The 4,654-nt window shown below is 67.3% G+C and carries 7 protein-coding genes; all 7 read left to right on the top strand.

Annotated features, from left to right (window positions below):
• Positions 1-94 precede the first annotated feature (94 nt).
• Positions 95-673, top strand: a complete 579-nt coding sequence (locus VFL64_RS21955) for a 1-acyl-sn-glycerol-3-phosphate acyltransferase (RefSeq protein ID WP_489542520.1) — start codon at positions 95-97, stop codon at positions 671-673.
• On the top strand, positions 670-1,593 hold the full coding sequence (hemF, locus tag VFL64_RS21950) for an oxygen-dependent coproporphyrinogen oxidase (protein WP_489542519.1): 924 nt from the start codon (positions 670-672) through the stop codon (positions 1,591-1,593). The genes VFL64_RS21955 and hemF overlap by 4 nt, the downstream gene beginning before the upstream one ends.
• Positions 1,590-2,183 carry a nicotinate-nucleotide adenylyltransferase gene (gene nadD, locus VFL64_RS21945; RefSeq protein ID WP_489542518.1) on the top strand — a complete coding sequence of 198 codons (594 nt, stop codon included), beginning with the start codon at positions 1,590-1,592 and terminating at the stop codon, positions 2,181-2,183. Before hemF ends, nadD begins: the two co-directional genes overlap by 4 nt.
• Positions 2,184-2,861, top strand: a complete 678-nt coding sequence (gene rsfS / locus VFL64_RS21940; RefSeq protein ID WP_489542517.1) for a ribosome silencing factor — start codon at positions 2,184-2,186, stop codon at positions 2,859-2,861.
• On the top strand, positions 2,858-3,325 hold the full coding sequence (gene rlmH / locus VFL64_RS21935; protein WP_489542516.1) for a 23S rRNA (pseudouridine(1915)-N(3))-methyltransferase RlmH: 468 nt from the start codon (positions 2,858-2,860) through the stop codon (positions 3,323-3,325). The genes rsfS and rlmH overlap by 4 nt, the downstream gene beginning before the upstream one ends.
• Positions 3,322-3,999, top strand: a complete 678-nt coding sequence (locus VFL64_RS21930; protein WP_489542515.1) for a Maf family protein — start codon at positions 3,322-3,324, stop codon at positions 3,997-3,999. The genes rlmH and VFL64_RS21930 overlap by 4 nt, the downstream gene beginning before the upstream one ends.
• Positions 4,000-4,024: 25 nt before the next feature.
• Positions 4,025-4,654 (top strand): ribonuclease E/G (locus tag VFL64_RS21925; protein WP_489542514.1); only part of this gene is annotated, 630 nt, incomplete at its 3' end.

Genomic DNA, 4,654 nt, shown 5'->3' with positions numbered 1-4,654 from the left:
CCACGGCGTTCGGTCGGGGGCGTTTCATCTGCTGCGGGTCGGCGCGCTTCGCCTGTGTTAAAAGAAGGGAACTCAGCCAACGTGACCTGCGAGCATGCAGATCCTCCGCAAGGCCTGCCTCGGCCTGCTGCGACTGTTCGGGTGGAAGACGTCGCTCACGTGGCCACCCGAGCCGCGCGGAATCATCATCGTCTATCCGCACACCTCCAACTGGGACTTCCCGCTCGGCCTGCTTGCCAAGTGGGGCGCCGGCGTGCCGGTCACCTTCTGGGGCAAGGACAGCCTGTTCAAGTTCCCGCTGGTGGGCCGCTGGATGCGCTGGGTCGGTGGCTTGCCGGTCGATCGTGCCTCGGCGCGCGGCATCGTGGGCCAGATGGGCGAAGCGCTGAAAGCGGCACGCTTCGATGACCGTTTCATGTGGCTGGCCCTCGCACCCGAGGGCACGCGCAGCTACCAACCGGCGTGGCGCTCGGGCTTCTACCATGTGACACTCACCGGCGGGGTGCCACTCGGGCTGGCTTACTTCGACTATGCGAAGCGGCTGGTCTGCATCGACCACTTCATCACCCTGAGCGGCGACCCCCAGGCCGACATGGCCGAGATCGCCGCCTACTTGAGCCGGGGCGTGGGCAAGCGGCCCGAGCAGGCAGCACCGATTCGAATCGACCCATGATGAACACCCAAGACGTCCGTTCCTACCTGCTGGGCCTGCAGGACCGCATCATCGGCGCGATGGAAGTGGAGGGCGGCGAGCCCTTCATCACCGATGCCTGGCAGCGCCCCGCCGGCGAGCGTCTGCAGGGCGACGGCCTGTCGCGCCTGATTGAAGGCGGCCAGCTGCTGGAGCGCGGCGGCTGCAACTTCTCGCACGTGACGGGGGCGACCATGCCGCCTTCGGCCACGCAACACCGGCCCGAACTGGCGGGCGCGCCTTTCGAGGCGATGGGCGTCTCGCTTGTCTTCCACCCGCGCAACCCCTACGTACCCACGGTGCACATGAACGTGCGCATGTTCGCCGCCTTGCCCGCCGGCCGCGAGCCGGTGGTGTGGTTCGGCGGCGGCATGGACCTCACGCCCTACTACGGCTTCGAGGACGACGCGGCCCACTTCCACCGCTGCAACCGCGATGCGCTCGCACCCTTCGGCGATGACAAGTACCCGCGCTTCAAGCAGTGGTGCGACGAGTACTTCTTTCTCAAGCACCGCAACGAGCCGCGCGGCATCGGTGGCGTGTTCTTCGACGACTTCTCCGAAGGCGGCTTCGAACAGAGCTTCGCCATGACGCGTGCCGTGGGTGACGCCTTCATCGGCGCCTACCTGCCCATCGTGCAGCGCCGCAAGAACATCGCCTACGGCGAGCGCGAACGCGGTTTCCAGACCTACCGCCGCGGCCGCTATGTCGAGTTCAATCTGGTGTTCGACCGTGGCACCTTGTTCGGCCTGCAATCGGGTGGGCGCACCGAGAGCATCCTGATGTCGATGCCGCCGGTGGTGACCTGGCGCTACGACTGGTCGCCCGAGGCCGGCACGCCCGAGGCGAAGCTGTACAGCGACTTCCTGCGGCCGCGCGATTGGGCATCCGAGGCTCAATGAAGCGCATCGGTCTCTTCGGAGGCAGCTTCGACCCCGTGCACAGCGCCCATGTGGCGCTGGCGCGCTTGGCCCTGTCGGAGATGCAGCTCGACGAGTTGCGCTGGATCCCCGCCGGCCAGCCCTGGCAGAAGGCCCGCGAGCTGGCCTCGCCCCAGCACCGCGAGGCGATGGTGCGCCTGGCCATCCAGGGCGAGCCGCGCTTCGTGCTCGACCGCTGCGAGCTGCAGCGCCGTGGCCCAAGCTTCACCCTCGACACGGTGCGCGAGTTGCAGGTGCGCGAGCCGGGCAACGAGTGGTTCCTCATCCTCGGGCAAGACCAGTACGCCGGCCTGCACACCTGGCGCGACTGGCGCGAGCTGCTCAGCCGTGTCACCCTGGCCGTGGCCAACCGGCCCGGCACCACCGCCCAGCCGCACGCCGAAGTGGCCCGCGCACCCCACCGCGTGGTCGCCCTGCCGATGATGGACGTTTCGTCAACCGAGATTCGCCAGCGTGTCGCCGCCGGCCAGGGGATAGACAATCTGGTGCCCGCCGCCGTGGCGAGCTATATTGCCCAACACCACCTCTACCGAGGGAACATCAGGAGCTGAATGGACATCCGCAAACTGCAACGCGCCATCGTCGATGGTCTGGAAGACGTGAAGGCCCAGGGCATTCAGGTCTTCGACACCGAGCACCTCTCACCGCTCTTCGAGCGCGTGGTCATCGCCTCGGGCACATCGAACCGACAAACCAAGGCGCTTGCCGCCAGCGTGCGCGATGCCGTCAAGTCCAAGGGCTTCCCGGTGCTGCGCACCGAAGGTGAAGACAACGGCGAATGGATCATCGTGGACTGCGGTGCCGCCGTGGTGCACGTGATGCAGCCAGCCATCCGCGACTACTACCACCTCGAAGAGATCTGGGGTGGCAAGCCGGTCAAGCTCAAGGTCGACGTGGCCCCGACCAAGCTGGTGAAGGCGGCCGAGCCCGAGAAGCCGGCCAAGCCGGCCGCGAATAAGGCCGGCGCCAAGAAGGCGCCGGCGAAGGCCCCTGTCAAGGCAACTTCCAAGGCCGCAGCCACCAAGAAGGTTGCCGCCAAGAAGGCTGCGCCTGCGAAGAAGGCGCCTGCCAAGCGCGCTGCGCCGGCCAAGGCCGTGGTCACGCGCACGGTGGGAGTCAAGGCGGCTGCCAAGAAGGCTCCTGCCAAGAAGGCACCCGCGAAGAAGGCCCCGGCCAAGAAGGTGGTGGCCAAGAAGGCCGCAGCCAAGAAGACCTCCAGCCGGGCGTGAAGCTCTTCCTGGTCGCCGTCGGCCAGCGGCAGCCCGCCTGGGCCGAGACGGCCTACGACGACTTCGCCAAGCGCTTCCCACCCGAGATGCGCCTGGAGCTCAGGGCGGTCAAGGCAGAGACGCGCGGGTCGAAGACAGCCGAGCAGCTGATGGCTGCCGAGGCCACGCGCATCGAGGCGGCACTGCCCAAGGGCGTGCGCCGTGTGGTGCTCGACGAGCGCGGCGACCGGCTCACCACCGTGCAGCTGTCGGCCCGCATGAAAGCCTGGATGCACGATGGCCGCGACGTGGCACTTGTGATCGGCGGGCCCGATGGTCTGGATGCCACGCTCAAGCAGAGCGCCGACGAGACGCTGCGCCTGTCGGACCTCACGCTGCCCCATGCCTTCGTGCGTGTGCTGCTGGCCGAGGCGCTCTACCGGGCCTGGACGGTCATGGTCAACCACCCCTATCACCGCGAATGAAGGCATCTGCCCCCAAGACGACGTTGTCGTCGCCTCTCCAAGGGGGAGCTTCCGGTTTGGGGCGGCCCGGCGCCGGATCGTTCATCTACCTGGCCTCGCAAAGCCCGCGTCGCAGCCAGCTGCTTACCCAACTCGGCGTGCGCCACGAACTGCTGCTCGCCGGGCCGGAAGAAGACGCCGAATCGCTCGAAGCTGAGCTGGATGGCGAACTGCCTGCCGCCTACGTGGAGCGCGTGACCCACGCCAAGCTGCATGCGGCGCGTAAACGCTGGAAGGCGCGTGGCCTGCCGCCGGCGCCCATTCTTTGTTCGGACACCACGGTCGCGCTCGGCCCACGCATCCTGGGCAAGCCGGCTGATGCCGCCGATGCCCGCAACACGCTGTCCATGCTGTCGGGGCGCACGCACCGCGTGATCACGGCCGTGGCCTTGGCCTGGGCAGACAACGAAGCACTGGCCGTGAACGTGTCGCACGTGCGCTTCGCGGAAGTGAGCGAGGCAGAGATCATTGCCTACGTCAACAGCAAGGAGCCTTTCGGCAAGGCCGGTGCCTACGCCATCCAGAGCGCCGCAGCGGCCTGGATCGCCCATATCGACGGAAGCTACTCCGGTATCATGGGTTTGCCTCTGTACGAGACGGCCCAGCTGCTGAAACAAGCAGGCGTGAAGTTCTAGCGCTTCAACACAAGACCCGTTCTCCATGCAAGACATCCTCATCAACTGGGCGCCCCAGGAAACACGTGTGGCCGTGGTCGAGAACGGCGCCGCACAAGACCTCTACGTCGAGCGCACGTTGGAGCGTGGGCTGGTCGGCAACATCTATGCGGGCCGCGTGGCGCGGGTGTTGCCCGGCATGCAGTCGGCCTTCATCGACATCGGCCTGGAGCGCGCGGCCTTCCTGCATGTAGCCGACGTGCATGTGGCGGGCAACAACGGCTCACGTGCCGAGCATGGCCCGGGCGTACCCCCGCCGCTGCCCATCGAGCGCCTGGTGTTCGAAGGCCAGACGCTCACCGTGCAGGTGATCAAGGACCCGATCGGCACCAAGGGCGCGCGCCTGTCGACGCAGATCAGCATCGCCGGGCGCATGCTCGTGTTCCTGCCACAGGACGACCACATCGGCATCTCGCAGAAGATCGGCTCGCACGAACTGCGCGAGCAGCTGCGCACGCGCATGAACCTGCTCGCGGGCAAGCCGGAAGAGGGCAGCGGAGCGCCCTACAACGGTGGCGGCTTCATCCTGCGCACCAACGCTGAAGACGCGACCGACGAAGAGCTGGCCGACGACATCGCCTACCTGCGCAAGACCTGGGGCGCGATCCGCGAGCGC

It is taken from the genome of Rhizobacter sp. (assembly GCF_035702065.1).
Classification (GTDB): Bacteria; Pseudomonadota; Gammaproteobacteria; order Burkholderiales; family Burkholderiaceae_C; genus Rhizobacter.
The sequence above is the reverse complement of the archived record's forward strand: the minus strand, read 5'-3'. Positions and strand labels throughout refer to the sequence as shown.

What these genes read in the sequence shown, in the direction of transcription:
- VFL64_RS21955 (WP_489542520.1), top strand. Translation starts at nt 95, where the DNA reads ATGCAGATCCTCCGCAAGGCCTGCCTCGGCCTGCTGCGACTGTTCGGG.
- hemF (WP_489542519.1), top strand. Translation starts at nt 670, where the DNA reads ATGATGAACACCCAAGACGTCCGTTCCTACCTGCTGGGCCTGCAGGAC.
- nadD (WP_489542518.1), top strand. Translation starts at nt 1,590, where the DNA reads ATGAAGCGCATCGGTCTCTTCGGAGGCAGCTTCGACCCCGTGCACAGC.
- rsfS (WP_489542517.1), top strand. Translation starts at nt 2,184, where the DNA reads ATGGACATCCGCAAACTGCAACGCGCCATCGTCGATGGTCTGGAAGAC.
- VFL64_RS21930 (WP_489542515.1), top strand. Translation starts at nt 3,322, where the DNA reads ATGAAGGCATCTGCCCCCAAGACGACGTTGTCGTCGCCTCTCCAAGGG.